Origin of the sequence: Saccharothrix hoggarensis (assembly GCF_042678885.1) — a bacterium.
GTDB classification, from domain to species: Bacteria; Actinomycetota; Actinomycetes; order Mycobacteriales; family Pseudonocardiaceae; genus Actinosynnema; species Actinosynnema hoggarensis.
The window spans coordinates 11904-35733 of the sequence record NZ_JBHTLK010000055.1; the positions used below are offsets into that span (position 1 = coordinate 11904).

Consider the following 23830-nt stretch of genomic DNA (forward strand, 5'->3'; position numbering starts at 1 on the left):
CCGCTCACGAACGGCGGGCCGGGCGGCGCTGCCAGGTCGTCCACAGCGGCCGGTAGCCGTGGGAGTACCAGAACGGGGTGGACAGCGGGTTCGGCAGGGCGTGGTGCAGCAGGGTCACGCCCACGCCCGCCGCGTCCAGCCGGTCGTGCGCGTGGTCGGCCAGGGCCGCGCCGATCCCGCCGCCCCGCGCGTCCTCCCGCACGCCCAGCAGCCCGATGTACGCCACGGGCCGCACGGACGTCCGCCCGGCGATCCAGTCCGAGTGACCCGGCAGGTCGTAGTACAGGCAGCCGACGACCTCGCCCTCGTGCTCGGCGAGCCACGCGCAGGGCTCGTCCCGGTCGAGCAGCGACGCGATGTGCTCGCGCAGCCGCGCCGCGGTGGACGGCCGGGCGTTGACCATGCCGAACCGGCCGTCGAACCGCACGGTCTCCAGGTTCAGCTCCACGGCGACGTCGACGTCCGCCTCCGTCATCGCCCGGATCTTGGCCGTCGAACCGCCGTCGCGGCCGCGCCCGGGCAGGCGTGCGGCGACCACCAGCAGGGGCGCGAAGCCGTGCCGCACGAGCACCTCGGCGGCCGTCACGGCACGGCTGGGCACGGTCACCACCGCGGCCGTCTCATGGTCGTCGGTCCCGGTCAGCGCCCAGTGCCGCAGCTGGTCGTCGAGGTCGGCGTGCGGGTGCCAGGTCAGGGAGTGCGTGCGCAACGCGCCCCACGTGGCGCCCAGGGAGTCCTCGGGCAGCTCGGCGAACGCGTACGGGTCGTCCACGGTCGGGAAGTGGGGCAGCAACGCGTCGGGCAGCAACGGGTCCACGACCTGAACCTAACCCGTCGGGACCGTACATTGCCCGACGTGGAGATCTACGTGGTCGACGCGTTCACGGACCGCGCGTTCGCGGGCAACCCGGCGGGCGTGGTGCTGTTGGACGGGCCGGCGGACGACGCGTGGATGCAGGCCGTCGCCGCCGAGATGAAGCACGCCGAGACGGCGTTCGTGCGGGTGGCGGACGGGGACGGGCCGCTGCCGCTGCGCTGGTTCACCCCGGTCGCCGAGGTCGACCTGTGCGGTCACGCCACCCTCGCCACCGCGCACGTCCTCGGCGGCAGCCGCCGCTTCGCCACCCGCAGCGGCGTGCTCACGTGCGCCGCCGAGGACGGCTGGGTGGAGATGGACTTCCCGGCCGACCCCGCCGAGCCGATCGCGATGACCACGACGCTGCGCGCCGGCCTGCCGGGCGTGACGGTGAAGGCCGTCGCCCGGGCCGTGTCGGACGTCCTGGTCGAGGCCGCCTCCGCCGACGAGGTCCGCGACCTCCGCCCGGACTTCGCCGCGCTCGCCGAGGCGCCCGGCCGGGGTGTGATCGTCACCGCACCCGGCGACCGCCCCGGACTGGACGTGGTGAGCCGCTGCTTCTACCCCACCTACGGGGTTCCGGAGGATCCCGTAACCGGTTCCGCGCACTGCACGCTCGCCTCCTGGTGGGCGCCCCGGCTCGGCCGCCCCCACCTGCTGGCGGAGCAGGCGTCGGCCCGTGGCGGGCTGGTCCGGGCCACCCTCGACCAAGATCGGGTACGCCTCGCCGGCCAGGCCGTGACCGTCATCCAGGGCCGACTGATCGTGTGATCCGATCTGTTACATCTGGTGGCAATCCGCTACACGACCTGCCATTTCATCCCCCGACCGGGGTACATTGGGAGCCTTGGAGGGGTCCTGGTCGGTGTTCGGGACCCCTCAGTCACGCCCGGAGCCCGTAGGCCGCGACCCGGCCACCGCGACGACGGCCGACGAGGAGGCTGGATGTCCGACCACGCGTCGGCCACGGCGCCGAGCGCGCCGACCCGGTCCACGAACCGCGCGTTCAGCGTGTTCGCGGTCCTGCTCCTCGTCGCGGGCGCGCTGTCCGCGTTCGCCGTCGGCACGTGGCTGCCGGACTCCGCCGAACTCGACCCGCTGTGGACCGGACCGCTGCTCGTGGTCGGGTTCCTGCTCGCCGAGCAGCTCGCCATCAACGTCGACGTCCGCAGCGGCGTGGCCTGGACGATCTCGTTCACCGAGATCCCGCTCGTGCTCGGCCTGCTCGTCGCGCCGTTCGAGATCGTCCTCGCCGCGCACGTCGTCGCGGGCGTCGGCACGCTCCTCGGCCGCCGCGTCCTCGACCGGGCCGTCTACAACGCGGGCCTGATGTTCATGGAGATCTCGGTCGCCTTCGCGGTCGCCGAGTGCGTCAAGCGGGTCCTGGGCACGGAAGGCCCGTTCTGGGCGGGCGCGTTCGTCGGCACGATCGCCGTGCCGCTGCTGGCCAGCGTGCTCGGCCTGTCCGCGCTGCGGATCATGGGCAAGGGCATGCGGGTCGCGCCGAGCCTGCGCCTGGTGCTCCAGACCCTCGTGGTGGCCCTGCTGAACACCTCCGCGGGCCTCGCCGGCTACGAGATCGCCACCAAGGCGCCGTGGGGCGGCCTGCTGATCGGCCTCGTCTTCGCCGGCATCACCGCCATCTACCTCGCCTACTCGGGACTGCTGCGCGAGCAGCGCGACCTGGAGGCGCTCAGCGAGGTCTCGCTGCGCGTCGCCCGGTCCGGCCGGCACGCCACCGGCCCCCGCGGCGCGACCCCGGACGACGACCACGGCCAGGCCGAGGACGACGAGTGGCAGCTCATCGCGGAGCGCATCCGCGAGCAGCTCAACGCCAACCGCGTGGTCCTCCGGCTGCGCACCGACCCGCAGTCGCCGATGCGCACCCTGGTCGCCGGCGAGCCGCTGCCGCCCGGCCTGCGCCGCGACGACCCGCGCGTGCTGCGCGAGGACGCCATGCTCCAACTCCCCGGCGCGCAGGTCCGGTACTTCCGCATCGTCGACGCCGGCGAAGAGGTCTCCGAGGCCCTGACCCGCCGTGACGCGCAGGAAGCGCTCGTCGTGCCGCTGCGCGGCGCCACCCAGCTGCTCGGCGCGGTCGAGGTGCACGACCGGCTCAGCCGGTGGCGCGGCTTCGGCAAGGCCGACATCCAGCTCCTGCGCACGCTCGCCAGCCACCTGTCCACCGCGGTCGACAACCGGCGGCTCCTCGCCCGGCTGCGCCACGACGCCTACCACGACCCGCTGACCGGCCTGCTGAACCGGCCCGGCTTCCGCGAGGCCGCCACCGAGCCGATGCGCCAGGCCGACGCGGCCGTCGTGGTCCGGATCGACCTCGACGTGCTGTCCACCGTCTCCGACGCGCTCGGCCAGGCCTGGGGCAACCGGATGGTCGTCGCCGCCGGCCGCCGGCTGCGCGACGAGCTCGGCCCCGAGGTGCCGCTGGCCCGGCTGGAAGGCGGCGCGTTCGCCGCGCTCCTGCTGGACCGGCAGGCCGAGCGCATCCAGGAGATCGCGGAACGGCTGCGGGCCGCGCTGTCCGTGCCGTACCCCGTCGACCGGCTCACCGTCGAGGCGGGCGCGGTCGTCGGCTGGGCCACCACCGGCGACTGCGAGGTCGACGAGCCCGACCCCGACGCCCTGCTGCAGCGCGCCGACGTCGCGGTCCGCGCGACCAGCGAGAACGAGCCGCTGCGCCAGTACGCGCCGAGCATGGGCCAGATCTTCCTGCGCCGCTTCCAGCTGGTCACCCAGTTCCGGTCGGCGCTGGAGAACGGCCAGATCTCCGTGCACTACCAGCCGAAGGTGGCCCTGCCGAGCCGGCAGGTCGTCGGCGCCGAGGCGCTGGTCCGCTGGAAGCACCCGGAGTTCGGCCGCGTCGACCCGGACGAGTTCGTGCCCGCCGTCGAGGCCACGGGCCTGGTCGACGTGCTCACCGACTTCGTCATGGACAAGGCGCTGGAACGGGTGCGCCGCTGGATCGACCGCGGCCTGCGGATGTCCATCGCGGTGAACCTGTCCGTGCGGACGCTGGCGGACGAGGAGTTCCCCGACCGCGTGGCCGCCGCGCTGGCGCGCCACGACGTGCCGCCGGAGCTGCTCACGTTCGAGCTGACCGAGTCGGGCGTGATGGCGGACCCCGAGCGCGCGCTGCCGGTCCTGCGCCGGTTGCACGCCATCGGCGTCGTGCTGGCCGTGGACGACTTCGGCACGGGGTACTCGTCGCTCGCCTACCTGCGCCAGCTGCCCGTGGACGAGGTGAAGATCGACAAGAGCTTCGTGCTCGGCATGGGCACCGACCTCGGCGACATGGCGGTGGTGCGGTCGATCGTGGAGCTGGGCCACTCGCTGGGCCTCATCGTGGTCGCCGAGGGCGTCGAGGACGACGCCGCGCGCGACCAGCTGGTGGGCATGGGCTGCGACGTCGCCCAGGGCTACCTGATCTCCCGGCCGCTGTCGGAGGACCGCTTCGAGGCGTGGCTGCGGGCGCGGACCGTGCAGGTGAGGGGCGCCCGGGATGAGACGGTGCTCACCTTGGTCCACTGAGGGGCACCCCCGATTTCCATCCTGAGGCGGCACTGTTGTAGAGTTCTCCTCGCTGCAAGAGCAACAGCAAGCCCCTTTAGCTCAGTCGGCAGAGCGTCTCCATGGTAAGGAGAAGGTCTACGGTTCGATTCCGTAAAGGGGCTCAACAACTGGCCGCGGTGCTCATGCATCGCGGCTGCGTTGTCTCAGCGGTGTAGCTCAGTTGGTAGAGCAAGCGGCTCATAATCGCTGTGTCGCCGGTTCAAGTCCGGCCACCGCTACTCAGCTAGATCCCCGCCAGGCGGTAAGCCCGTACTGGGGAATCGGGGCACACGAGCTCTAGGAAGGCAAGGACCGTGGCTGCAACCGACGTACGCCCCAAGATCACCCTCGCGTGCGAGGAGTGCAAGCACCGGAACTACATCACCAGGAAGAACCGGCGCAACGACCCGGACCGCCTGGAGATCAAGAAGTTCTGCCCGAACTGCAAGACGCACCGCGCTCACAAGGAAACCCGCTGAGCAGGTAGTCGCGGCAGGCGGCACCAGCGCTTCCGACGAGGCCCGTCCCGGAATCCGGGGCGGGCCTCGTCGCGTCGCGACCGCCGCGTATAACCTCCTCCGGTGCCTCTCGACCAGTCGTTCGCCGGACGTTCCTACCCGCCGTCGCCGCCCTACGAGGTCGGCCGCGAGAAGATCCGGGAGTTCGCCGACGCGGTCGGCGAGTCGAGCCCCGTGCACCGCGACCCCGAAGCCGCCCGGGCGGCCGGGTACGCCGACGTCATCGCGCCGCCCACGTTCGCCATCGTGCTGTCGCTCAAGGTCAACGACGTGCTGATCGACGACCCCGAGCTGGGTCTCGACTACGGCCGCGTGGTGCACGGCGACCAGACGTTCGTCCACCACCGCCCGATCACCGCGGGCGACCGGCTCCGGGTTGCCCTGCACGTCGACGGCGTCACGTCCCGCATGGGCAACGACATGCTGGCCCTGCGCGCCGAGATCGCCACCGAGGCCGGCGAACCGGTCACCACCGCCAAGTCCACGCTCGTGGTCCGAGGGGAGGACGCGTGATCCGCGCCGCCGCGGGGGTGTCGGTGGGCGACGAGCTGCCGCCGCTGACGCTCCGCATCACCCGCGCCGACCTCGTCCGCTACGCGGGCGCGTCGGGCGACTTCAACCCGATCCACTGGAACGAGCGGTTCGCCCGCGAGGTCGGCCTGCCCGGCGTCATCGCGCACGGCATGCTCACCATGGGCCTGGCCGGCCGCATCGTCACCGAGTGGGCGGGCGACCCCGGCGCCGTCGTCGAGTACGGCGTGCGCTTCGGCCGGCCCGTCCCGGTGCCCGACGACGACGAGGGCGCGCTCGTGGAGGTCACCGGCAAGGTGACCAAGGTCCTGGACGACGGGACGTTCAAGGTCAACGTGACGGCCTCGTTCGAGGGCAAGTCCGTGCTCGGCGGCGCGTCGGCGCGGGTGCGGCTGCCCTAGCGGCCCCAGGACCGCCCGAACGCGCCGCCCCGGTCCGAACCAGGCCCGGCGCCGCTCGGCCGCCTAGAAGCCGCACAGGGCGCTCGTCCGCGCGCCCGTGGCGGTGGCCGAGCGGCGCACCGCGTCCGCCACCGTCACCTCGCACGCCACGTCGCCGCCGTCCGGCCCGATGGTGACCGTGAGCACGCCGTGGTCGGGCTCGTCGCCGGTCACCAGCTCCATGCGCCACGGCAGCGACGTCAGCTCCTCGCGGCGCGTCTCGTCGCCCCGGAACGTCGAGTACGTGACGGTCGCCTGCGCGGCCGTGCCGCTGACCTGGAAGACGATCCGGACCGGCGGTCTCGGCGCGCTGATCCACAGGGCGAGGGCGAGCGCGCCCAACACGAGCACCGCCGAGGCCGTGATGACCGGCCACCTGCGGCCGGGGCGCTCGGACAGCTCGGACTCCGTCATGGGCTGCGCTCCTCGGGTGAAGATCGGTGGGACTGAACGGACCATCGGAGTACTTCTACCGATGGTTACCCGGCTCACCCAAACGAGCTACGCAGCGTGAATACCCACAGTCAGTGCCGGCGGGACGTTCGCCCCAGGTGGGCGGCCCCGGAACGCCGAAGGGCGCCCCACGATCGTGGGACGCCCCTCGAACGAGATGCGGTGGGGACTACTTCACCTCGGCCAGCAGCTCCGCCATCCGGGTCACGCCGGTCTTCAGGTCGTCGTCGCCCAGGGCGTACGACAGCCGCAGGTAGCCGGGGGTGCCGAACGCCTCACCGGGCACCACGGCCACCTCGGCGTGCTCCAGGACCAGCGCCGCCAGGTGCACCGTGTCGGTGATCGTGGCGCCGCGCAGCTCCTTGCCGATCAACGCCTTCACCGACGGGTACACGTAGAACGCGCCCTTCGGGGTCGGGCACTCCACGCCGGGGATCGCGGACAGCAGGTCGACGATCGTGCGCCGACGCCGGTCGAACGCCTCGCGCATCTCGTGCGCCGCGTCCAGCGGCCCGGACACGGCCTCCAGCGCGGCCCGCTGCGACACGTTGGCCACGTTCGACGTCAGGTGGGACTGGAGGTTCGCGGCGGCCTTCACCACGTCCGTCGGGCCGATCAGCCAGCCGACCCGCCAGCCCGTCATCGCGTACGTCTTCGCCACGCCGTTCAGCACGATCGTGCGGTCCGCCATCGCGGGCACGGCCACCGGCAGCGACACCGACTCGGCGCCGTCGTACACCAGGTGCTCGTAGATCTCGTCCGTGATGACCCACAGGCCGTGCTCCAGCGCCCACTCGCCGATCGCGGTGATCTGCTCGCGGCTGTACACCGAGCCGGTCGGGTTCGACGGCGAGCACAGCAGGAGCACCTTCGTCTTCGGCGTCCGCGCCGCCTCCAGCTGCTCCACCGTGACCAGGTAGTCGGTCGACTCGTCGGCCGTGACCTGCACCGGGACGCCGCCGGCGAGCGTGATCGCCTCGGGGTAGGTGGTCCAGTACGGCGCGGGCAGCAGGACCTCGTCGCCCGGGTCCACGACCGTCGCGAACGCCTGGTAGACGGCCTGCTTGCCGCCGTTGGTGACCAGCACCTGCGCGGCGGTGACCTCGTAGCCCGAGTCGCGCTTCGTCTTCGCGGCTACGGCCTCCCGCAGCTCGGGCAGGCCGGCGGCGGGCGTGTAGCGGTGGTTGCGCGGGTCCGAGCACGCCGCCTGAGCTGCGGCTACGATGGCCTCAGGGGTCGGGAAGTCGGGCTCGCCGGCCCCGAAGCCGATCACCGGTCGTCCCGCGGCCTTGAGTGCCTTCGCCTTCGCGTCCACGGCGAGGGTGGCGGACTCGGCGATGCCGCCGATCCGCTGGGAGATCCGCGGGTGTTCGGAGGTACTGGTCCCGGTGGTCGTCTCAGGCGTGCCCATGCCGCCAATCGTGGCAGATCGCACCAACGAGTTGGCGCTCGGCACCCCCTCTGACCGGGCCAGTTGGAAGGAGTGGCACCTGGTGCCGTATGCTTCCGGACTTGGAACGTCCAGTCGCTGCCTCACGGGCCACGTGAGGAGGGTGCGGGACGTCTCCAGCCAGGGGGTTCTGGTCCCAGAACCCCAAAGGGGTGTAGCTCAACTGGCAGAGCAGCGGTCTCCAAAACCGCAGGTTGCAGGTTCAAGTCCTGTCGCCCCTGCGTCGAAGCGCGATGGTGAGCGGAGGACGGCATGAGCGAGGGCCGCGAGCAGGACCAGCCGGACGAGCGCGAGAGCGCGTCCCGGCCGGTTACCGCCGCAGCGCGGCGCGAGCGTCGTGGCTCCGCGCGCCCGGCGGGCCGCAAGGACTCCGCGGAGGCGAAGAAGTCGGCCGAGGCCGACTCCGACGCCGAGGAGGCCAAGAAGGGTCGTCCCACGCGCTCGCGGACGGATTCGGAGAAGCGACCGGGTTTCTTCGCCCGGATCATCCGGTACGTCCGTGAGGTGGTCAGCGAGCTGCGGAAGGTCATCTGGCCGACCCGCAAGCAGATGGTCACCTACACCGGAGTCGTGTTGGTCTTCGTGGCCTTCATGGTGGCGTTGGTGTTCGGCCTGGATTCGGCCTTCGCCTGGGGCATGTTCAGGGTGTTCGGCTGAGCCGATCACCTGCCGCCCCCGGTGGCGGCGGACATGTGATGCATGAAAGGAAGCGAGACCCACAGTGACCTCCGAAAACGGCGGCGTTGACGCCCGGGAGCTGAACGACCTGACCGACGAGCAGGACTTCGACGGTGGCGTCGAGGACGTCGAGCAGGCGGAGGCGACGGAGGACACCGAGGAGTCCGCGCCCGCCGAGGGCGTCTCGTCCGCCGACGAGTCCGCTGACTCCGACGACGAGACCGCCGGCGAGTCCGACGACGTGGCCGCGACTGCCGAGGGCGACGCCGCCGAGGTTGTCGACATCGACGCCGAGCCCGTCGACCCCGCCGAGGAGATGCGCGAAGCACTGCGGCGCGCGCCCGGCGACTGGTACGTCGTGCACTCGTACGCGGGCTACGAGAACAAGGTCAAGACCAACCTCGAGACGCGCATCCAGACCCTCGACATGGAGGACTACATCTTCCAGGTCGAGGTGCCGACCGAGGAAGTCACCGAGATCAAGAACGGCCAGCGCAAGCAGGTGCAGCGCAAGGTGCTGCCCGGCTACATCCTGGTCCGCATGGAGCTCAACGACGCGTCGTGGAGCGCGGTGCGCAACACGCCGGGCGTGACGGGTTTCGTCGGCGCGACGTCCAAGCCGTCGCCGCTGACCATCGACGAGGTGCTGAAGTTCCTGCTGCCCCAGGTCGAGCAGAAGCCCGCCGCCGGCAAGAAGACCGCCGCGACCCCGGCGAAGTCGACCGTCGAGGTGGACTTCGAGGTCGGCGAGTCCGTCACCGTCATGGACGGTCCGTTCGCCACGCTGCCCGCGACGATCAGCGAGGTCAACGCCGACGGGCAGAAGCTGAAGGTCCTGGTGTCCATCTTCGGCCGCGAGACTCCGGTCGAGCTGTCGTTCAGCCAGGTCTCCAAGATCTAGCCAGGACAACACAGACTCCGGTTCCCGTCCGGAAGGACGGGCGCCGGCAGCCACGCTGCGGCTGGCAGGGCCGCGCGCGGACACCGCAATAAAGGAACTGAGATGCCTCCCAAGAAGAAGAAGCTCGCAGCTGTCATCAAGCTGCAGATCAAGGCCGGGGCCGCGAACCCCGCGCCGCCCGTCGGCCCCGCGCTGGGTCAGCACGGCGTCAACATCATGGAGTTCTGCAAGCAGTACAACGCCGCGACCGAGTCGCAGCGCGGCACCGTCGTGCCGGTCGAGATCTCCGTGTACGAAGACCGCTCGTTCGACTTCAAGCTCAAGACCCCGCCAGCCGCGAAGCTGCTGCTCAAGGCCGCCGGTGTGGAGAAGGGCTCGGGCGAGCCGCACCGCCTGAAGGTCGCCAAGGTGACCATGGACCAGGTGCGCGAGATCGCGCAGAACAAGATGGTCGACCTGAACGCCAACGACGTGGACCAGGCGGCGAAGATCATCGCCGGCACCGCCCGCTCCATGGGCATCACGGTCGAAGGCTGACCCTCCACTTTTCGCAAGTCGTGGGAGAGCCACGCGCTGGCTCGCACCACAACTGATCCACTTTAAGGACAGAAGCATGAAGCGCAGCAAGGCGTACAAGAACGCTGCTGAGCTGGTTGACCGGGAGCGGCTCTACTCGCCGCTGGAGGCAGCCAAGCTCGCCAAGGAGACTTCCAAGGTGAAGCTGGACGCGACCGTCGAGGTCGCGATCCGGCTCGGCGTCGACCCGCGCAAGGCCGACCAGATGGTCCGCGGCACCGTGAACCTGCCGCACGGTACGGGCAAGACCGCCCGCGTGATCGTCTTCGCCACCGGTGACAAGGCCGCCGAGGCCGAGGCCGCCGGTGCCGACGCGGTCGGCTCCGAGGACCTGATCGAGCGCATCCAGGGCGGTTGGCTCGACTTCGACGCCGCGATCGCCACGCCCGACCAGATGGCGAAGGTCGGTCGCATCGCCCGCATCCTCGGCCCGCGCGGCCTGATGCCGAACCCGAAGACCGGCACCGTGACGCCCGACGTCACCAAGGCCGTCTCGGACATCAAGGGCGGTAAGATCAACTTCCGCGTCGACAAGCAGGCCAACCTGCACCTCGTCATCGGCAAGGTGTCGTTCGAGCCCGAGAAGCTGGTCGAGAACTACGCCGCCGCGCTGGACGAGATCCTGCGCGCGAAGCCGTCCGCCGCGAAGGGCCGGTACCTGAAGAAGGTCACCGTCTCCACCACGATGGGCCCCGGCATCCCGGTCGACCCGAACCGGACCCGGAACCTGCTGACCGACGAGGCCACCGTCTGACCTCGGCACGTCACGGCACTCCCGAAGCGCCCCTCGGCCTCCCGCCGAGGGGCGCTTCGGCGTTTCACGGGGTGACGCAGTCCGCGGGCTCGGCCTCGTAACCCGTGATCACCCACGTCTTGTTGGCCTGCGCGGTCAGCACGAACCGGCCGAGGCGCGGACCGTCCCGCACCTCCAGCGCGCACGAGCTGACCTCCACCGAACCGCCCGCGGGCGTGCCGCGCATCGTCGACGGGAAGCCCACCTGCCGGTAGTTGCTGACGTTGCCGACCTGGTCGTGCAGCCCGCGGACCGCGGCCTGGCAGTCCGGGGTGCCGAACGCGTCGGCGAACGCCTTCTCCGCCTCGTCCTCGCTGAACAGCAGGCACGCGCGGCCGGCGTCGCCGGTGCCGACGTGCTTGTAGAACAGGGCCACCGTGCCCTGGAGCCCGTACGGCGTCTGGGGCGCGATGACGTTGCCCTTGTCGCCGCCGCTGTCGACCGCGACGCTGCCGGGGTCGTCGCCGCCGAAGTACTGGTTGTAGAAGTAGGACGCGACCAGCAGCACGATCACCAGGTAGACGAGGCGGCGGACGAGCTTGCTGCCCAGCAGCACCTTCCAGAGGGGCGTGCGCGGCGGCCCGGCCTGCGGTGGCGGCGCCGCCGGCCCCGGCGCGTACCCCGGAGGCAGGGCGGGCGTCCCACCCGGCGGTGGTCCCGGCGGCAACGCGGCGCCCGGCCCCCATCCCTGGCCCTGCTGGTTCTGCTGACTCTGCTGGAAGCGCTGGAACTCCTGGAACCGCTGGAATTCCTGGAACTCCTGGTACTGCCGGAGCTGTTCGGGGTCCAGGTCCGGTGGCGCCTGCGGGTTCCGCTGGACCTCACCGGGCTCTGGGGCCTCACGGCGCTCTCGCGGCTCTTCGGTCACGGGTCACATCATGCCGATTTGGAGCGGCCGCGACACATCCCGTACTCTCGACGACGGTTCACCAAAGACCGCTGGTCATCCTGGTCGCTCGTCGGCTGGGAACGAAGGTCCCGCGAAGCGGGCGGCCCGCGCAGGAGAACGAGGAAGACCGAAGCGCTCACGCGCTCGTCACGCCCCGTGCTGCTGCGCAGGGGCGTTTTTGCTTTGCGCGGTCCTCTCGGCTCGATCGGCGTCACCAAGCCCAGAGAGGAGGCGATCATGGCGAAGCCCAGCAAGGTTTCGGCCGTCGCCGAGCTCACGGACAAGTTCCGTGGAAGCTCGGCCGCTGTCGTGACCGAGTACCGCGGCCTCTCCATGGCGCAGCTCACCACGCTGCGTCGCGCTCTCGGCGCGGGCACCACGTACACCGTTGCGAAGAACACGCTGGTCAAGCGTGCCGCTGAGGACGCGGGCATCGAGGGCCTCGAGGCCCTCCTCGTCGGTCCGACGGCCATCGCCTTCGTCGAAGGCGAGCCGGTCGACGCGGCGAAGGCCCTGCGTGACTTCGCGAAGGACAACAAGGCCCTGGTCATCAAGGGCGGCTACATGGACGGCCGCCCCCTCTCGGTCGACGAGGTCACCGCGATCGCGGACCTCGAGACCCGTGAGGTGCTGCTCGCCAAGCTGGCGGGCGCGATGAAGGGCAACCTGGCCAAGGCTGCGGGTCTGTTCCAGGCCCCCGCTTCCCAGGTCGCTCGCCTGGCTGCTGCCCTCCAGGAGAAGAAGGCCGCCGAGGCGCCCGCCGCCGACGCTGCCGACGCTCCGGCCGAAAGCTGATCACACCCAGACACTCCGCGTCCCGGCCGCAGTTCGGGCGTTGATAGAGAAAGGACCGCCATCATGGCGAAGCTCAGCACCGACGAGCTGCTCGACGCGTTCAAGGAGATGACGCTCCTGGAGCTGTCGTCCTTCGTGAAGCAGTTCGAGGAGACCTTCGAGGTCACCGCGGCCGCTCCGGTCGCCGTTGCCGCCGCCGGCCCCGCCGGCCCGGCCGCCGCCGAGGTCGAGGAGAAGGACGAGTTCACCGTCGTCCTCGAGGGCGCCGGCGACAAGAAGATCCAGGTCATCAAGGTCGTCCGCGAGGTCGTCTCGGGCCTGGGCCTGAAGGAGGCGAAGGAGCTCGTCGAGTCCGCTCCGAAGCCGCTCCTGGAGAACGTGGCGAAGGACGTCGCCGACGCCGCCAAGGAGAAGCTCGAGGCCGCCGGCGCCAAGATCTCGCTCAAGTGATCTAGCACCACCAGCCGCGACGAGGGCGGGCACCCACACCGGGTGCCCGCCCTCGTCGCGTTTCGGCACCAGGCCGAGCCGCCGTCCGCGGAGCAGGGGCCGTCCCACACCTTTACTCATCTGAGACCCCGTTAGCCCAACTGGTGAGTAACCGCGACGGGGCCGTCTCGTTGCACCGGTATGACGCCGGCCTGTCCGGCGTCTGGCGTTGATGCCGGTGACCAGGAGGTGCGATGGGCGTCGAGGTGGTCGTCGAGGGTTTGACCAAGTCCTTCGGCAAGCAGACCATCTGGCGGGACGTCACGCTCACCCTCCCGCCGGGTGAGGTCAGCGTGATGCTCGGACCGTCGGGCACGGGCAAGTCCGTCTTCCTGAAGTCCCTGGTCGGCCTCCTGAAGCCGGAGCAGGGCAAGATCATCATCAACGGCACGGACCTGGTCCGCTGCTCGGAGCACAAGCTCTACGAGATCCGGAAGCTCTTCGGCGTCCTCTTCCAGGACGGCGCGCTGTTCGGCTCGATGAACCTCTTCGACAACGTCGCCTTCCCGCTCCGCGAGCACACCCGCAAGACGGAGGCCGAGGTCCGGCGGATCGTCCTGGAGAAGATGGAGATGGTCGGCCTCGTCGGCGCGGAGAAGAAGCTCCCCGGCGAGATCTCCGGCGGCATGCGCAAGCGCGCTGGCCTGGCGCGGGCGCTGGTGCTGGACCCCGAGATCATCCTCTGCGACGAGCCGGACTCCGGCCTCGACCCGGTCCGCACCGCCTACCTGAGCCAACTGCTGATCGACCTGAACGCCCAGATCGACGCCACGATCCTGATCGTCACGCACAACATCACCGTGGCCCGCACGGTCCCCGACAACCTCGGCATGCTCTTCCGCCGCGAACTGATCATGTTCGGCCCGCGCGAGGTGCTGCTGACCAGCGACGAGCCGGTCGTCGAGCAGTTCCTCAACGGCCGCCGCATCGGCCCGATCGGCATGTCGGAGGAGAAGGACCAGGCGACGATGGCCGCCGAGCTCGCGCAGCGCGACGCGGGCCACTCGGACGGCTCGCCGGACGAGGACGTGCGCGGCGTGGTGCCGCAGCTGGAGCCGACGCCCGGCCTGCCGCCGCGCGGCGCGGTGCGGCGGCGCAAGGACCGCGTGATGAGCATCCTGCACACGCTGCCGCGCGAGGCACAGCAGGGCATCATCGCGAGCCTCACGCCCGAGGAGCAGCGGCACTACCGCGTCCTGGCGGGCGCCCAGCCGGTGACGCCCAGCCCGTGGCCGCGGCACGGGGGCGTCCTGTGACGGCGCCCGCGACGTTCCCCGGCGCCGGCGCGCTGCGCGAGACGGGACAGATGTTCGCGCTCGGCATCGACGTCGTCCGCAGCACGTTCCGCCGCCCGTTCCAGCTGCGGGAGTTCATCCAGCAGTGCTGGTTCGTGGTGAGCGTGACCGTGCTGCCGACGGCGCTGGTCTCGATCCCGTTCGGCGCGGTCATCGCGTTGCAGATCGGCTCGCTGACCCGGCAGATCGGCGCGCAGTCGTTCACCGGCGCGGCGAGCGTGCTGGCGATCATCCAGCAGGCGAGCCCGATCGTGACGGCGCTGCTCATCGCGGGCGCGGGCGGGTCCGCCATCTGCGCGGACCTGGGCTCGCGCAAGATCCGCGAGGAGATCGACGCCATGGAGGTGCTGGGCGTCTCGCCGATCCAGCGCCTTGTCGTGCCGCGCGTGCTGGCCGCGATGGTGGTCAGCGTGCTGCTGAACGGCATGGTGAGCGTCGTCGGCGTGATGGGCGGCTACTTCTTCAACGTGATCCTGCAGGACGGCACGCCGGGCGCGTACCTGGCGAGCTTCAGCGCGCTCGCGCAGCTGCCGGACCTGTGGATCTCCGAGATCAAGGCGTTGATCTTCGGGTTCCTGGCGGGCATCGTGGCGGCCTACCGCGGCCTGAACCCGGCGGGCGGCCCGAAGGGCGTGGGCGACGCCGTCAACCAGGCCGTGGTCATCACGTTCCTGCTGCTGTTCTTCGTGAACTTCGTGCTCACCACGATCTACCTCCAGGTCGTCCCGGCGAAGGGGAGCTGAGATGGCCACGATGAACGACCGGTTCCGCAAGGCCGCCAACGCGCCGCTGGCGGTGCTGGACACGTTCGGCGACCAGCTGTGGTTCTACCTGCGGGCGCTGGCGTGGACGCCGCGCACGCTGACCCGCTACCTGCGGGAGACGCTGCGGCTGCTGGCGGAGGTGAGCTTCGGCTCGGGCGCGCTGGCGGTCATCGGCGGCACGATCGGCGTCATGGTGGGCCTGTCGGTGTTCACCGGCACGGTCGTGGGCCTGCAGGGCTTCACCGCGTTGAACCAGATCGGCACGTCGGCGTTCGCGGGGTTCGTGTCCGCGTACTTCAACACCCGCGAGATCGCGCCGCTCGTGGCGGGCCTCGCGCTGAGCGCCACGGTCGGCTCCGGGTTCACCGCGCAGCTGGGCGCGATGCGGATCTCCGAGGAGATCGACGCGCTGGAGGTCATGGGCATCCCCAGCCTGCCGTTCCTGGTCACCACGCGGATCATCGCCGGGTTCGTCGCGATCATCCCGCTGTACGTGATCGGGCTGCTCACGTCGTACCTGGCGGCGAGGTTCATCACCGTCGAGTTCTACGGGCAGTCGGCGGGCACCTACGACCACTACTTCAACCTGTTCCTGCCCCCGGTGGACGTGCTCTGGTCGTTCGGCAAGGTGCTCGTCTTCGCGGTCGTGATCATCCTGACGCACTGCTACTACGGCTACCGCGCCAGCGGCGGCCCGGCGGGCGTGGGCGTCGCGGTCGGGCGCGCGGTGCGCACGGCGATCGTCACGACGGCCCTGCTGGACTTCTTCCTCAGCATGGCGATCTGGGGCACTACGACGACGGTGAGGATCGCGGGATGACCCCCGAGCCCTTCGCCGCGGAGGCGGCGACATGATCAGGCGCAGGCTCCTGGGCGTCGCGTTCCTCGCGGTCATCGCCCTCTTCCTCACGCTCACGGTGGCGCTCTACAACGACGCCTTCACCCAGGTCGTGAAGGTGACGCTGCAGACGGACCGGGTCGGCAACCAGCTGCAGCTCGCGTCGGACGTGAAGGTCCGCGGCATGATCGTCGGCGAGGTCAGGGGCATCCGGACCTCGGGTGACGGCGCCGAGCTGGAGCTGGCGCTCGACCCGGAGCAGGTCCGGCACATCCCCGCCAACGTGTCCGCGCGGCTGCTGCCGAAGACGTTGTTCGGCGAGCGGTACGTGAACCTGGTGCTCCCGGACGACGCCGACGAGCCGCTGGCCGACGGCGACGTGATCGCGCAGGACCGCTCCAGCAGCGCCATCGAGCTGGAACGGGTCCTCGACGACCTGATGCCGGTGTTGCAGGCGGTGCAGCCGGAGAAGCTCGCGACGACGTTGACCGCGATGTCGCAGGCGTTGGAGAACCGGGGCGAGCCGCTGGGCGAGACGCTGGTCCAGCTGGACGCCTACCTGGGCGAGTTCAACCCGCAGCTGCCCGCGCTGAAGGACGGCATCAGCCGGCTCGCGGACGTGTCGAACGTCTACGCGGACGCCGCGCCCGACCTGGTGCAGGCGCTCAGCGACGCCACCGTCACCAGCCGCACGATGGTCGAGCAGCGCGAGAACCTGCTGGCCATGTACGGCACGCTGACCACCACGTCGCTCGACCTGAACAACTTCCTCGCGGTGAACCGGAACAACCTGATCCAGCTCGCCGACGTGAGCCGGCCGACGCTGGAGCTGCTGGCGAAGTACGCGCCGCAGTACCCGTGCCTGCTGAGGGGCCTGGCCGAGTTCAAGCCGATCATGGACCAGGTGTTCGGCAAGGGCACGAACGAGCCGGGCCTGCACATCACGCTGGAGGTCACCGCCGACCGCGGCAAGTACGAGCCGGGCAAGGACGAGCCGGAGTACGCCGACAAGCGGGGACCGCGCTGCTACGACATCGTGCCGCGGCCGAACCCGTTCCCGCAGTACCCGCCGGAGGGCCCGGTGAAGGACGGTTCGACGGCACCGCCGCCCGCGCGGGTCGCGAACGACGGCGTGCTGCCGCCCGCGACGGGCGTGAACGGCATGGGCGGCACGACGTCGCCGTCGTCGTTCGGCGGCGTGCCGTCGCTGGCGAACTCGCCCGAGGAGCAGGAGTTCCTGGCCGCGCTGCTCGCGCCGGAGTTCGGGATGACCAGGCACGAGATGCCGAGCTTCACGGCGTTGCTGCTCGGCCCGCTGTACCGGGGTGCGGAGGTGACGGCATGAGGTCCCTGGCCGCGCCGCTGATCAAGCTCGGCGTGTTCGCCGCGATCACGATCGTGGCCACCACGCTGCTCGCGGTGACGATCTCGAACGTGAACTTCAACGGCGCCACCGGGTACACGGCCCGGTTCACCGACGTGACGGCGCTCAACGAGGGCGACGACGTGCGCATCGCGGGCGTCCGGGTCGGCCAGGTGGACGAGATCCGGGTGGTGGACCGGCGGCTGGCGGAGGTGGAGTTCTCGCTGGAAGGCGAGCGCACGCTGCCCGCGTCGGTCACCGCGACGATCAAGTACCGCAATCTGGTGGGGCAGCGGTACATCGCGCTGGAGCACGGCGTGGGCGACGCGTCCGCGCTGAAGCCCGGCGACGTGATCCCGGTCGAGCGCACCAAGCCCGCGCTCGACCTGACCGTGCTGTTCAACGGGTTCAAGCCGTTGTTCCAGGCGTTGAACCCGGACGACGTGAACCAGCTGTCCGGTGAGATCATCAAGGTCCTGCAGGGCGAGGGCGGCACGATCGACAGCCTGCTGCGGCACACGGCGTCGCTGACGTCCACGCTGGCGAGCCGCGACCAGGTCATCGGCGAGGTGGTCGACAACCTGAACGCCGTGCTCGACACCGTCAACTCGCGCACCGAGCAGGTGTCCACGCTGGTCACGACGTTGCAAGAGCTGACGACGGGCCTGGCGGGCGACCGGCAGCCGATCGGTGAGGCGATCACCGCGCTCGGCGACCTGACCACCACCACGGCGGACCTGCTCAACCAGTCGCGGCAGCCGTTGAAGGACGACATCGCGAACCTCGGCCTGGTGTCGCAGACGTTGGCGGACAACGAGGCCGTCGTCGAGGGCGTCATCCAACGCCTGCCGAACAAGCTGGAGTCGATGTCGCGGACCGCGTCCTACGGCTCGTGGTTCAACTTCTTCCTGTGCGAGGGCTCCGGGACGGTGTCCGTGCCGCCGATCCTCAACGACCCGATCACGATCACGCCCTTGCCGGTCACGCAGCCGAGGTGTCGCCCGTGAAGACCGAACGGAACCCGGTGACGGTCGGCGCGGTGAGCCTCACCGTGATCGCGTTGCTGCTGCTGTCCGCCTTCTACTCGGACGACCTGCCGATCATCGGCGGCGGCACCACGTACTCGGCGGAGTTCACCGAGGCCGCGGGCCTGGTGCCGGCGAACGAGGTGCGCGTCGCGGGCGTGAAGGTCGGCAAGGTCACCAAGGTCGAGCTGGACGGCGACAAGGTGAAGGTGTCGTTCAAGGTCAAGGACGCCTGGGTGGGCGACCGCACGACCGCGACGATCCGGATCAAGACGCTGCTGGGGCAGAAGTTCCTGGCGCTGGACCCGCAGGGCTCGCAGCCGCTCGACCCCGGCGACCCCATCCCGCGCGAGCGCACGCTGTCGCCGTACGACGTGCAGGAGGCGTTCAACGGGCTGGCGACCACGGTCGGCCAGATCGACACCGCGCAGCTCGCGGAGAGCTTCCAGGTGCTGTCGGAGACGTTCCAGGGCTCGGCGGAGAGCGTCCGCGGCGCGCTGGACGGCCTGTCCGCCCTGTCGAAGACGATTTCGTCGCGGGACGAGCAGCTGGCCCGCCTGCTGGCCAACACGAGCCAGGTCACCAAGACCCTCGCCGACCGCAACGAGCAGTTCGAGAAGCTGCTCGCGGACGGCAACCTGCTGCTGGAGGAGCTGCGCAAGCGGCGGGACGCGATCGGGGCGCTGCTCACCGGCACCCGTGAGCTGTCCCGGGAGCTGTCCGGCCTGGTCGCCGACAACTCCGCGCAGCTGCGGCCCGCGCTGGAGCAGCTGGACCGGGTGGCCACGATGCTGCAGCGCAACCAGGACACCCTGAACCGGAGCCTGGCGCTGATGGGGCCGTTCTACCGGGTGTTCGCGAACACCCTCGGCAACGGCCGCTGGTTCGACACGTACATCTGCGGCCTGCTGCCGCCGTCGGTGAACCTCGGCGTGGTCGGCTTCAACGAAGAGGGCTGCCTCCCGCCGGGCGTGCAGCGGCAGCCCGCCAACGGCCAGGCTCCGGCCGTGCCCGCTCCTGCCGGGGGAGGTAACTGACGTGGCGACGACGAAGGCCGGCCGTGACCTGGCCAGGGCCGTGGCGATGGCGTGCGTGCTCGCGATCGTGGCCGCGGCGGCGATGTGGTGGCTGTTCACCGACGCCGACCGCCGCAAGGTGACCGCGGTGTTCGGCGCCGCGGTCGGCGTGTACCCAGGATCGGACGTCCGGGTGCTCGGCGTGCGGGTCGGCACCATCGAGGAGGTCGAACCGCAGGGCCGCCTGGTGAAGGTGGTGATGTCGCTCGACCGCGCGGTGAAGGTGCCCGCGGACGCGCAGGCCGTCGTGGTCGCGCCGAGCGTCGTCAGCGACCGGTACGTGCAGCTCGCGCCCGTCTACACGGGCGGCGAGGTGATGGGCGACAACGCGACCATCCCGCGCGAGCGCACCGCCACCCCGGTCGAGCTGGACGAGCTGTACGCGAGCCTCGACAAGCTCACCTCCGCGCTCGGCCCGAACGGCGCGAACAAGGACGGCGCGCTCTCGGACCTGCTCGACGCGGCGGCGAACAACCTCCAGGGCAACGGCCAGGCGCTCGGCGACACCGTCAAGCAGCTCGGTGACGCCACCCGCACGTTGTCCGGCTCGAAGGACGACCTGTTCGGCACCGTGGACAACCTCCAGAAGTTCACCGGCATGCTGGCCGCGAACGACAGCCAGGTGCGCGACTTCAACCGGCAGCTGGCCGAGGTCGCCGGGTTCCTCGCCGACGAGCGGGAGAACCTGGGCGGCGCGCTGAACGAGCTGGCCACGGCGCTCGGCCACGTGCAGGGCTTCATCCAGGACAACCGGGCCGTGCTCAAGTCGAACGTCGACAAGCTCGCCGGCATCACCCAGATCCTCGTGGACCAGCGGGCCGCGCTGGCCGAGACGCTCGACGTCGCGCCGCTGGCCCTGGGCAACCTCCAGAACGCCTACAACGCGGCGTCCGGCACGCTCGACACGCGGGCCGACCTCAACGAGCTGAACCAGCCGCCGATCGTGCTGATCTGCAAGCTGGTCCAGGGCGTCGAGCCGGGGCGCGTGCCCGGTCCGCTCGCCGACGCGTGCCGGCAGCTGGAACCCGTCCTGAGCGGCGCGGTGCCGCTGAAGACGCCCGCCGAGGTGCTGACCGACATGTCCCAGGGCAGGGTTCCGCTGCCCCTGCCGCTCGCGGGGGTGCCCCAGTGAGGCGAATCGCGGTGCTCGTGGCGAGCGCGCTGGTGCTGACCGGCTGCGGCTCGGGCGGCTTCGACGGCGTCTACAACATGCCGCTGCCCGGCGGCGCCGACGTCGGCGACCGCCCGTACGAGGTGAAGGTGCGGTTCAAGGACGTGCTGGACCTCGTGCCGCAGGCGGGCGTGAAGGTCAACGACGTGCCGGTCGGCCGGGTGGACCGGGTCGACCTGGCCGACGACGGCTGGACGGCCGAGGTGACCGTGCTCGTCAACGGCGACGTGCGGCTGCCCGGCAACGCGGTGGCGCGGCTGCGGCAGTCGGCGCTGCTCGGCGAGAAGTACGTGGAGCTGGCCGGGCCCGCCGAGGGGCGTGAAGAGGGCACCCTGGGCGCGGGGTCGGTCATCCCGGTCGAGCGGACCAACCGCAACCCCGAGGTCGAAGAGGTCTTCGGCGCCTTGTCCATGCTGCTCAACGGCGGTGGCATCGCCCAGCTCCAGGACATCAGCCGCGAGCTGAACGCGGCCATGGAGGGCAACGAGCCGGAGATCCGGTCGCTGCTGCACAACCTGAACACGCTGGTCGCCGACCTCGACGCGCACAAGGGCGAGATCACCCGCGCGCTGGACGGCCTCAACCGCCTCGGAGGCACCCTGAACGCCCAGCGCGACCAGATCACCGGCGTCCTCGACGGGCTGGAGCCCGGGCTGAAGGTGCTCAGCGAGCAGCGGACCCAGCTGGTCACGCTCCTGCAGTCGCTGGACACGCTGTCCGACGTCGCGGTGGACACGGTGAACAAGTCCAAGGACGACATCGTGGCCGACCTCAAGGCGCTGACGCCCACGTTGCAGAAGCTCGCCGAGGCGGGCACGAACCTGCCCAACGGGTTCGAGCTGCTGCTCACCTACCCGTTCCCGGACGCGGCGGTGGACGGCATCAAGGGCGACTACACGAACCTGTACGCGGACATCGACCTCAACCTGGGCACGATCGTGGACAACCTGGGCCGGTCGCGGCAGTCGCCGCTGCCCCACCCGCCCGCGCTGCCCGGCATCGACGGCCACGCGCCGTCCCTGCCGCTGCCCCTGCCCCACCTGCCCCTGCCGGGCGTGTCCGGCACGTCCGGGCTCGGCGACGTGCTCGGCGGACTGCTCGGAGGTGGGCGGTGATCCCCGGCAAGGTCAAGGTCCAGATCGGCGCGTTCGTGCTGATCGCGCTGCTCGGCGTGAGCTACGTCGGCGCACGGTACGTCGGCCTCGGCCGGTTGTTCGGCGCGACCGGGTACGTGGTGACGATGCAGCTCGCCGACTCCGGCGGCGTGTTCACCAACGCCGAGGTGACGTACCGGGGCGTCGCCGTCGGCCGGGTCGGGCAGATGCGGCTGACCGCCGACGGGCTGGAGGTCGACCTCGACATCGACCCGAGCGCGCCCCCGATCCCCGCCGACCTGGAGGCCGTGGTCGCGAACCGGTCCGCGGTGGGCGAGCAGTTCGTGGACCTGCGGCCGCGGGTGGAGGACGGCCCGTACCTGGAGGCGGGTTCGGTCATCCCCGAGTCGTCGACGAAGACCCCGCCGCCCGTCGACACGCTGCTGACGAACCTCGACTCGTTCGCCAAGTCCGTGCCGACGGAGTCGCTGCGGACCGTCGTGGACGAGCTGGACCTGGCGTTCAACGGCACCGGGCCCGACCTGCAGGTGCTGCTGGACAACACCAGGTTGTTCACGCAGGCGGCGACCGACCACCTGCCGCAGACCAAGGCGCTGATCAACGACGGCCTGGTCGTGCTGAACACGCAGGCCGAGCAGGGGAGCGCGATCAAGTCGTTCTCCACCGACCTGCGCGCGCTGGCCGAGCAGCTGAAGAACTCCGACGCCGACATCCGGCGCCTGATCGGGGTGTCGCCGCAGGCCGCCGAGCAGGTGTCGGCGCTGCTGCGCGAGTCCGGCCCCAACCTGGGCGTGGTGTTCGCCAACCTGCTCACCACCGGGAACATCCTGGTCACGCGGCTGGACGGGCTGGAGCAGATCGCCGTCACCTACCCGATCGTGGTGGGCGGCGGGTTCTCGGTGGCCAAGGGCGACGGGACGGGCGCGCACTTCGGGCTGGCCCTGAACGTGTTCGACCCGCCGCCGTGCACCGTCGGCTACGAGGGCACGACCATCCGGCAGGGCACCGACACCGCCCCGGTCGAGTTCAACACCCAGGCCTACTGCGCGTTGGCCCGCGGCAGCGCCACCAGCGTGCGGGGCGCCCAGAACGCGCCTTACGGTGGCAGCCCGACCACGCCGGCGGGCAACGAGACGTCGCAGCCCGGTCGGGAGCCCGCGTCCGGTGACGCCGCCGCGGAGCCGCCGGTGTTGACCAGCCTGGGGCAGCTGCTCGGTCTGCCGGGCTGAGGAGGGACGGATGGACGTTCGACGGTGGGCCCTGCCGGTCGCCGCGCTGCTGGCGGTGCTGGCCGCGGGGTACGCGGTGTGGGCCGGTGTGTCGTGGTGGAGCGCGTCGTCCAACGACTCGGTGGCGTTCTCGCGGGAGCGGGAAGAGGTGCTGCGGGTCGGGCAGGTCGGGATCGCGAACTTCACCACGCTCGACTACAAGAAGGTCGACGAGGACCTGGACCGGTGGCTGGACACGTCCACCGGCGAGCTGCGCTCGGAGATCGAGACCGGCCGCGCCACCCGGAAGAAGCAGATCGAGGACGCCCGGACGGTGACCGTGAGCCGGGTGCTCGACGCGGCCGTCACCGAGCTGGACTCGCGGGCCGGCAAGGCCCACCTGATCGCCGTCGTGGAGACCACGGTGACGCCGGAGGGTGGGCAGGCGGTGAAGAAGGTCAACCGGTACCAGACGGACCTGACCCGCACCGATGCCGGTTGGAAGCTCAGCGCGCTGGGGCCGGTCGCGGCCGGCGGCGCGTGACCCGAGGAGATGACGTCAGTGCCACCGTCCCGCCGCCGCCCCGTCCCGACCACGCCGACCACCCGGCCGCGCGTCGCCGGCCTGCGCAAACGCCCCGAGCACGGCGCGGTGCCCGCCAAGCCGGAGGGTGACGTCGAGGGCACGCCGGTCGCGGACGCCGAGGTGCAGGACACCGAGGCGCAGGACGTCCGCCCGGAACGCGAGACCGCCGAACGCGACCAACCCGCCCCACGCGGCACCACGCGCGCCGAAGACGAGGACGAGCGCGCCGACGCCGAATCGCGGGCCGCCGACCTGCGCGACGCCGAAGCCGCCGCCGACCTGCGCGGGACCGACGCCACCGACCGCGCCACCGACCTGCGTGGCACCGACCACACCGACGACCTGCGCGAAGCCGACCTGGGCTCCGACGACCGGCCGGCCGCGTCCGACCGGGTTCCCGGCCTGATCGAGCCGGGCGAGGGCGTGGCCGAAGACGAGCCCGCCCCCGCCCCG

General features: G+C 71.0%; 25 protein-coding genes, 3 tRNA genes and 1 pseudogene. 25 read left to right on the plus strand and 4 right to left on the minus strand.

Annotated elements, in window-relative coordinates:
• Window positions 1–4: 4 nt before the first annotated feature.
• A complete protein-coding gene (locus ACFQ3T_RS13350; RefSeq protein ID WP_380723555.1) occupies window positions 5–817 on the minus strand; it encodes a GNAT family N-acetyltransferase in 813 nt (270 codons plus the stop codon).
• Between the two features lie 39 nt (window positions 818–856).
• On the opposite strand from ACFQ3T_RS13350, the gene ACFQ3T_RS13355 reads away from it, so the two are divergent.
• The 7 genes from ACFQ3T_RS13355 (at window position 857) to ACFQ3T_RS13385 (ending at window position 5873) form a co-directional block, all read left to right on the plus strand.
• Window positions 857–1627 carry a PhzF family phenazine biosynthesis protein gene (locus ACFQ3T_RS13355; RefSeq protein ID WP_380723556.1) on the plus strand — a complete coding sequence of 257 codons (771 nt, stop codon included), beginning with the start codon at window positions 857–859 and terminating at the stop codon, window positions 1625–1627.
• Window positions 1628–1801: 174 nt separating this feature from the next.
• Window positions 1802–4402 carry a putative bifunctional diguanylate cyclase/phosphodiesterase gene (locus tag ACFQ3T_RS13360; RefSeq protein ID WP_380723557.1) on the plus strand — a complete coding sequence of 867 codons (2601 nt, stop codon included), beginning with the start codon at window positions 1802–1804 and terminating at the stop codon, window positions 4400–4402.
• 70 nt (window positions 4403–4472) lie between these two features.
• Window positions 4473–4545, plus strand: a tRNA-Thr gene (locus tag ACFQ3T_RS13365).
• A gap of 44 nt (window positions 4546–4589) precedes the next feature.
• Window positions 4590–4662 (plus strand) — tRNA-Met (locus tag ACFQ3T_RS13370).
• Between the two features lie 75 nt (window positions 4663–4737).
• Window positions 4738–4902 (plus strand): 50S ribosomal protein L33, encoded by a 165-nt coding sequence (gene rpmG / locus ACFQ3T_RS13375; RefSeq protein ID WP_015105301.1) that lies wholly within the window; start codon window positions 4738–4740, stop codon window positions 4900–4902.
• Between the two features lie 102 nt (window positions 4903–5004).
• Window positions 5005–5454, plus strand: coding sequence for an FAS1-like dehydratase domain-containing protein (locus ACFQ3T_RS13380; RefSeq protein ID WP_380723558.1), 450 nt, complete (start codon window positions 5005–5007; stop codon window positions 5452–5454).
• Complete coding sequence (locus ACFQ3T_RS13385) at window positions 5454–5873, plus strand: MaoC family dehydratase (protein WP_380723575.1); 420 nt, start codon at window positions 5454–5456, stop codon at window positions 5871–5873. Before ACFQ3T_RS13380 ends, ACFQ3T_RS13385 begins: the two co-directional genes overlap by 1 nt.
• A gap of 63 nt (window positions 5874–5936) precedes the next feature.
• On the opposite strand, the gene ACFQ3T_RS13390 is transcribed toward ACFQ3T_RS13385, so the two are convergent.
• Both ACFQ3T_RS13390 and ACFQ3T_RS13395 read right to left on the minus strand, forming a co-directional pair.
• Window positions 5937–6326: an MmpS family transport accessory protein gene (locus ACFQ3T_RS13390; protein WP_380723559.1), complete on the minus strand. Its 390-nt coding sequence runs from the start codon at window positions 6324–6326 to the stop codon at window positions 5937–5939.
• A 208-nt stretch (window positions 6327–6534) separates the two neighbouring features.
• The gene (locus ACFQ3T_RS13395; RefSeq protein WP_380723560.1) at window positions 6535–7776 is read right to left on the minus strand and encodes a pyridoxal phosphate-dependent aminotransferase; all 1242 of its coding nucleotides are present in this window, start codon (window positions 7774–7776) and stop codon (window positions 6535–6537) included.
• Window positions 7777–7963: 187 nt separating this feature from the next.
• On the opposite strand from ACFQ3T_RS13395, the gene ACFQ3T_RS13400 reads away from it, so the two are divergent.
• The 5 genes from ACFQ3T_RS13400 (at window position 7964) to rplA (ending at window position 10724) form a co-directional block, all read left to right on the plus strand.
• A tRNA-Trp gene (locus tag ACFQ3T_RS13400) sits at window positions 7964–8036 on the plus strand.
• A 31-nt stretch (window positions 8037–8067) separates the two neighbouring features.
• Window positions 8068–8472 (plus strand): preprotein translocase subunit SecE, encoded by a 405-nt coding sequence (secE, locus tag ACFQ3T_RS13405; protein ID WP_380723561.1) that lies wholly within the window; start codon window positions 8068–8070, stop codon window positions 8470–8472.
• A gap of 64 nt (window positions 8473–8536) precedes the next feature.
• A complete protein-coding gene (nusG, locus tag ACFQ3T_RS13410) occupies window positions 8537–9394 on the plus strand; it encodes a transcription termination/antitermination protein NusG (protein ID WP_380723562.1) in 858 nt (285 codons plus the stop codon).
• Between the two features lie 102 nt (window positions 9395–9496).
• Entirely contained in the window at window positions 9497–9931 is a 435-nt protein-coding gene (gene rplK, locus ACFQ3T_RS13415) for a 50S ribosomal protein L11 (RefSeq protein ID WP_033436683.1), read from the plus strand.
• A gap of 76 nt (window positions 9932–10007) precedes the next feature.
• A complete protein-coding gene (rplA, locus tag ACFQ3T_RS13420) occupies window positions 10008–10724 on the plus strand; it encodes a 50S ribosomal protein L1 (RefSeq protein WP_380723563.1) in 717 nt (238 codons plus the stop codon).
• A 64-nt stretch (window positions 10725–10788) separates the two neighbouring features.
• On the opposite strand, the gene ACFQ3T_RS13425 is transcribed toward rplA, so the two are convergent.
• A complete protein-coding gene (locus ACFQ3T_RS13425; protein WP_380723564.1) occupies window positions 10789–11631 on the minus strand; it encodes a hypothetical protein in 843 nt (280 codons plus the stop codon).
• 258 nt (window positions 11632–11889) lie between these two features.
• Between ACFQ3T_RS13425 and rplJ the strand changes: the two genes are divergently transcribed.
• From rplJ to ACFQ3T_RS13490, 13 genes and pseudogenes are all read left to right on the plus strand, one after another.
• On the plus strand, window positions 11890–12447 hold the full coding sequence (rplJ, locus tag ACFQ3T_RS13430; protein ID WP_380723576.1) for a 50S ribosomal protein L10: 558 nt from the start codon (window positions 11890–11892) through the stop codon (window positions 12445–12447).
• A 63-nt stretch (window positions 12448–12510) separates the two neighbouring features.
• A complete protein-coding gene (rplL, locus tag ACFQ3T_RS13435; RefSeq protein WP_380723565.1) occupies window positions 12511–12897 on the plus strand; it encodes a 50S ribosomal protein L7/L12 in 387 nt (128 codons plus the stop codon).
• A gap of 233 nt (window positions 12898–13130) precedes the next feature.
• Window positions 13131–14192, plus strand: coding sequence for an ABC transporter ATP-binding protein (locus ACFQ3T_RS13440; RefSeq protein ID WP_380723566.1), 1062 nt, complete (start codon window positions 13131–13133; stop codon window positions 14190–14192).
• Window positions 14193–14242: 50 nt separating this feature from the next.
• Window positions 14243–14974 carry an MlaE family ABC transporter permease gene (locus ACFQ3T_RS13445; RefSeq protein ID WP_380723577.1) on the plus strand — a complete coding sequence of 244 codons (732 nt, stop codon included), beginning with the start codon at window positions 14243–14245 and terminating at the stop codon, window positions 14972–14974.
• Between the two features lies 1 nt (window position 14975).
• Window positions 14976–15815, plus strand: a complete 840-nt coding sequence (locus ACFQ3T_RS13450) for an MlaE family ABC transporter permease (RefSeq protein ID WP_380723567.1) — start codon at window positions 14976–14978, stop codon at window positions 15813–15815.
• Window positions 15816–15846: 31 nt separating this feature from the next.
• A complete protein-coding gene (locus ACFQ3T_RS13455; RefSeq protein WP_380723568.1) occupies window positions 15847–17178 on the plus strand; it encodes an MCE family protein in 1332 nt (443 codons plus the stop codon).
• Window positions 17175–18203: an MCE family protein gene (locus ACFQ3T_RS13460; RefSeq protein ID WP_380723569.1), complete on the plus strand. Its 1029-nt coding sequence runs from the start codon at window positions 17175–17177 to the stop codon at window positions 18201–18203. Before ACFQ3T_RS13455 ends, ACFQ3T_RS13460 begins: the two co-directional genes overlap by 4 nt.
• Window positions 18200–19258: an MCE family protein gene (locus ACFQ3T_RS13465; protein ID WP_380723570.1), complete on the plus strand. Its 1059-nt coding sequence runs from the start codon at window positions 18200–18202 to the stop codon at window positions 19256–19258. The genes ACFQ3T_RS13460 and ACFQ3T_RS13465 overlap by 4 nt, the downstream gene beginning before the upstream one ends.
• Window position 19259: 1 nt before the next feature.
• Window positions 19260–20429, plus strand: a complete 1170-nt coding sequence (locus ACFQ3T_RS13470) for an MCE family protein (RefSeq protein ID WP_380723571.1) — start codon at window positions 19260–19262, stop codon at window positions 20427–20429.
• Complete coding sequence (locus ACFQ3T_RS13475; RefSeq protein WP_380723572.1) at window positions 20426–21583, plus strand: MCE family protein; 1158 nt, start codon at window positions 20426–20428, stop codon at window positions 21581–21583. Before ACFQ3T_RS13470 ends, ACFQ3T_RS13475 begins: the two co-directional genes overlap by 4 nt.
• Window positions 21580–22812, plus strand: a complete 1233-nt coding sequence (locus ACFQ3T_RS13480) for an MCE family protein (protein ID WP_380723573.1) — start codon at window positions 21580–21582, stop codon at window positions 22810–22812. The genes ACFQ3T_RS13475 and ACFQ3T_RS13480 overlap by 4 nt, the downstream gene beginning before the upstream one ends.
• A 10-nt stretch (window positions 22813–22822) precedes the next feature.
• Window positions 22823–23335 (plus strand): hypothetical protein, encoded by a 513-nt coding sequence (locus ACFQ3T_RS13485; protein WP_380723574.1) that lies wholly within the window; start codon window positions 22823–22825, stop codon window positions 23333–23335.
• A 9-nt stretch (window positions 23336–23344) separates the two neighbouring features.
• Window positions 23345–23830: pseudogene (locus ACFQ3T_RS13490) on the plus strand (hypothetical protein); the annotation flags it as partial.